The organism is Ancylomarina sp., from assembly GCF_041555295.1.
Taxonomy (GTDB): domain Bacteria; phylum Bacteroidota; class Bacteroidia; order Bacteroidales; family Marinifilaceae; genus Ancylomarina.
This window is the reverse complement of sequence record NZ_JBFFKR010000302.1, coordinates 1-3794: the sequence shown is the minus strand read 5'-3', so window position 1 is coordinate 3794 and position 3794 is coordinate 1. Positions and strand designations below refer to the sequence as shown.

At 34.1% G+C, this 3794-nt stretch carries 6 protein-coding genes; 4 read left to right on the top strand and 2 right to left on the bottom strand.

Going from position 1 to position 3794, the window contains the following annotated elements; translation table 11 throughout:
* From ABY905_RS15000 to ABY905_RS14985, 4 genes are all read left to right on the top strand, one after another.
* A partial coding sequence (locus ABY905_RS15000; protein ID WP_372645316.1) for a peroxiredoxin occupies positions 1 to 475 on the top strand: 475 nt, incomplete at its 5' end.
* Positions 472 to 1068 carry a glycerol-3-phosphate 1-O-acyltransferase PlsY gene (plsY, locus tag ABY905_RS14995; protein WP_372645315.1) on the top strand — a complete coding sequence of 199 codons (597 nt, stop codon included), beginning with the start codon at positions 472 to 474 and terminating at the stop codon, positions 1066 to 1068. The genes ABY905_RS15000 and plsY, both read left to right, overlap by 4 nt.
* A gap of 27 nt (positions 1069 to 1095) precedes the next feature.
* Positions 1096 to 1563 carry a hypothetical protein gene (locus ABY905_RS14990; RefSeq protein WP_372645312.1) on the top strand — a complete coding sequence of 156 codons (468 nt, stop codon included), beginning with the start codon at positions 1096 to 1098 and terminating at the stop codon, positions 1561 to 1563.
* A 259-nt stretch (positions 1564 to 1822) separates the two neighbouring features.
* Positions 1823 to 2191 (top strand): winged helix-turn-helix transcriptional regulator, encoded by a 369-nt coding sequence (locus tag ABY905_RS14985; protein ID WP_372645310.1) that lies wholly within the window; start codon positions 1823 to 1825, stop codon positions 2189 to 2191.
* A gap of 78 nt (positions 2192 to 2269) precedes the next feature.
* Here ABY905_RS14985 and ABY905_RS14980 read toward each other — a convergent pair whose 3' ends face one another.
* A complete protein-coding gene (locus ABY905_RS14980) occupies positions 2270 to 3316 on the bottom strand; it encodes an L-dopachrome tautomerase-related protein (RefSeq protein WP_372645308.1) in 1047 nt (348 codons plus the stop codon).
* A gap of 99 nt (positions 3317 to 3415) precedes the next feature.
* A partial coding sequence (locus ABY905_RS14975; protein ID WP_372645306.1) for a VOC family protein occupies positions 3416 to 3794 on the bottom strand: 379 nt, incomplete at its 5' end.

The following is a 3794-nucleotide window of genomic DNA, read 5'->3' as shown; positions in this document are numbered from 1 at the left end:
TGATAATAGTTATATGGATAAGATAGAAATAGGAAGTGTGATACCAAGCTTTGAATTAAAGGACCAGCATGATCATTTATTTCAGGTCGAATCTGTCATTGGGAAAAAAAATCTGGTTATTTATTTCTATCCCAAAGACGACAGTCCAGGTTGTACAAAAGAAGCCTGTGCGTTTCGTGATCAGTTTCATGTTTTTGAGGAAGCAAATGCCTTAGTTATTGGGATTAGTGCCCAGTCAGTTAAAAGTCATTTACATTTTGCTCAAAAACACAATCTAAACTTTACTTTATTAAGTGATACAGGAAATCGAATTCGCAAAAGGTGGGGAGTACCAAGCAATTTTTTTGGTTTATTTCCTGGTAGAGTCACCTATATAATCAATAAAGAAGGTAAGGTTTTATATCTATTTAATTCGCAAATACAAGCCACAAAACATGTTGAGGAGGCTTTGCGTATTTTAAAGGAAATGAAATGAATTTGGCATTAATTATATCTTTCTTATTACTAGCTTATTTATGGGGATCAATTCCGTTTGGTTACTTGTTGACTAAGTTATCTACGGGAAAAAATATATTAAAAGAGGGAAGTGGTAATCTTGGTTCTACTAATGTAAGACGAGTGGCTGGTAAGAAAATATCTATTATGACACAACTTTTAGATATGCTAAAAGGATTTTTACCTATTGTGTTATTTTTAGTTTTTAATACCACCGCATTACCTCCATATTTCATATACTTGCTGGCTTTGGTTTCAATAGTTGGACACGATTTTAGTCTGTTTTTAAAATTTAAAGGAGGTAAGGGCGTCAATACGACTCTTGGAGCTTCATTATTAATTGCACCTTTGCCTGTATTCGTTTCAGTTGCTGTTTATTTTATAGTGAAATGGCGATTTAAATATGTTTCAATGGGTTCAATTGCATTGGCTATAGTTATGCCACTTACCGAATTGATTTTAAATGGGATTACTCTGGTTTTATATTATTTGATAATCAGTTCAGTTCTTATTGTATTTTTACACAGAAAGAACATTATTCGCTTGTTGCAAGGAACGGAACTACTTTCTTAAAGATAAATTATCCAAATACAAATCGTTATGGCATTTTATCAGTTTTATAATGAACAACTTATATCGGCTTCCGTTGATGAATTATGGAATTTTATTACTTCTCCTGAAAACTTAAAAAAGATAACCCCAGATTATATGGGATTTGATATTTGCTCAAAAGACCTACCTGAAAAAATCTATGAAGGGATGATAATCAGTTATATCGTCAAGCCGATGTTTGGCTTGAAAACCAATTGGGTTACAGAAATAACGCATGTAAGGGATAGGGAATACTTTGTCGATGAACAAAGGATTGGTCCTTATTCACTTTGGCATCATCAACACATCATTGAGCAGCAGGGTGATAAAGTATTAATGAAAGATATCGTAAGTTATCGGCCGCCATTTTCATTTTTAGGTCGTATCGCTAACAAATTTATTATTCAGGCTAAGTTGAATGAAATATTTGAATACAGATCTCAGATAATCGAATCAATATTTAAATCAAAAGTATAAATCCACCATCATTCTCAACACCTGCACTTAGGAAATAAGTACTTAAAGTGTCTTGAGTTACGGAATACTTAAAATAAAATTGAAAGCCGAATCTGAAAAAAACTTTTCAGGTTCGGTTTTTTTATGTGGAATTTGTAATTTAGAAATGGGGCTGATGATATTATAAGTATATTTATCCGGTTTGGTAAGGGGGACTTTTGAAATAGCCCCATACAGAGTCAGTACCAGGTATATCTACAAAATAGAGACAGAATCAATTATGGAAAAAGAACATATTGATAAAATAAGCTACAAAAGTAAAGACTACTATTGCTCTTTAGCCTTTGCTTTACAATTGATTGGTGATAAATATAAGAGTTTGATTATTTTCCACCTTAAAGATGGTGGGATGCGGTCTGGAGAGTTACAAAAAAGCATTACGGGAATCTCCAGCCGAATGTTTACTTATTCGATAAGAGGATTGGAAGAGGATAGCATAGTTAAAAGAACCGTATACCCTGTGAGCCCTCCGAAGGTGGAGTATGAGTTAACCGAAAGTGGGAAATCACTGATCCCCATCATCCTTGCAATCGATAAATGGGGGCAGGATTTTGCAAAGCAGCATCATTTATACGCTTCTTCAGAATAGTGCTACTCATAGGAATGAAAATAGCTTGTTTTCCCAATAACACCATTATTGGGAAAACAAGCACTAAATTTCTATTTTCTAATCTTCGATTTTTATTTTATTGATAGAGAAAGTTAAATCAGAAACGCCATTTTGTGTTTCGTTTATCCTCGAGTTTGTATAGAATAAATAACCATTGAAAATACTAAAGGTATCTGCCCACCTAATTTTTTCACCCTCGCAAAGTGTATTGATTTTACCATCAGGTGTCAGGTATTGAATCTTGTTATTTTCTAAATCAGCAAAATATAAGTTGCCTTTATCATCAAAAATCATCCCATCAGGCGCAGCGGTCTTAGCCACTAACTTTACGTCCGCTTCTATCTGTTCTTTATCGCCATTGTTTAATAGATCTGCCGAAACAGAATACAGATTATATCCGGTTAAGCTGTGATAATATAAGCGATTCGTTTTGCTATTAAAGGCAATACCATCTGAATGAACGGTATTATTCCACTTAACACCATTAATCGTTAAATGATCTGTTTCTGCTCGTGTTGAGTAATGATGATCTAAAACACGCTTACTTTCCTTTGTTGATAAGTTCAAGACCACTAAACCCGGCTCTCCTGAATCAGTCATATAAATACAATTGTTTCTCTCATCTATACGTAAATCATTAATATATGATGTAGGCTTATAGCTTTTAGGAGATAAAACAAGTATATCTTTTAAACGATTGGTGTTTAAATCAAACACAAATAGCCGGGGAGCATCTTTCACTCCTGCAAATAATGGGTTTCGGGTATCTAAAACATACAAGTCATCATTATGTGCAACCACTGATTGAATAGCGACAAAAACAGAATCAGAAATAGATTTACCAATTTCCCACTTATTCCATTTTTCACTTGGGTAAGAAATGATTTTTCCATCAGCAGCAACTTCTACAACAGAATTTTCAACGCTTTCCCTCCATCTTGGGAAATTTACAAAAACCCGACCTGTATGGCTTACTGAAACCCCTGTAACCTGTTGGCCTTTAAATTGAACGACTTCAATAACGTCACTTTTATCTGACGTAGACTTTTGATTTACACAAGACTGCAATAAAATAACTGCTAATAATATAATTTGTATTCTCATAATATGATCCTTTAAGGTTTAAGCTCATTTATGCAATTATTTTGAATTCAGGTTGCAAATACAACTTGAATTCAAAGTAATTAAATTTGAGTTAAAAGTTTATTTGTAGGCTCCTACAGAATAGTGCAACTCATAAGAGTGTGAATAGATTTCAAAGACAGTGCCAAAAGGATCTTCCACATAGCACATGCGGTAAGGCTTTTCTCCTGGATAATATTCACGGATTGGCATGCGTTGTTTTCCACCTGCTGCGACAATCTTTTCAACCAAACCTTCTACATCAGGATCTTGAATTGAAAAATGAAACAGACCTGTACGGAAAGGTTCAAAACGGGGTTTTAAATCTTTACTTTGCTTAAATTCAAACAATTCAAACCCGATTTTATCTCCTGTTGACAGGTGTGCAATTCTGAATGTGCCCCAATCCTTACCAAAGACATCAATACACATTTGGCCAATAGCTGTTTCATTTTCTTCG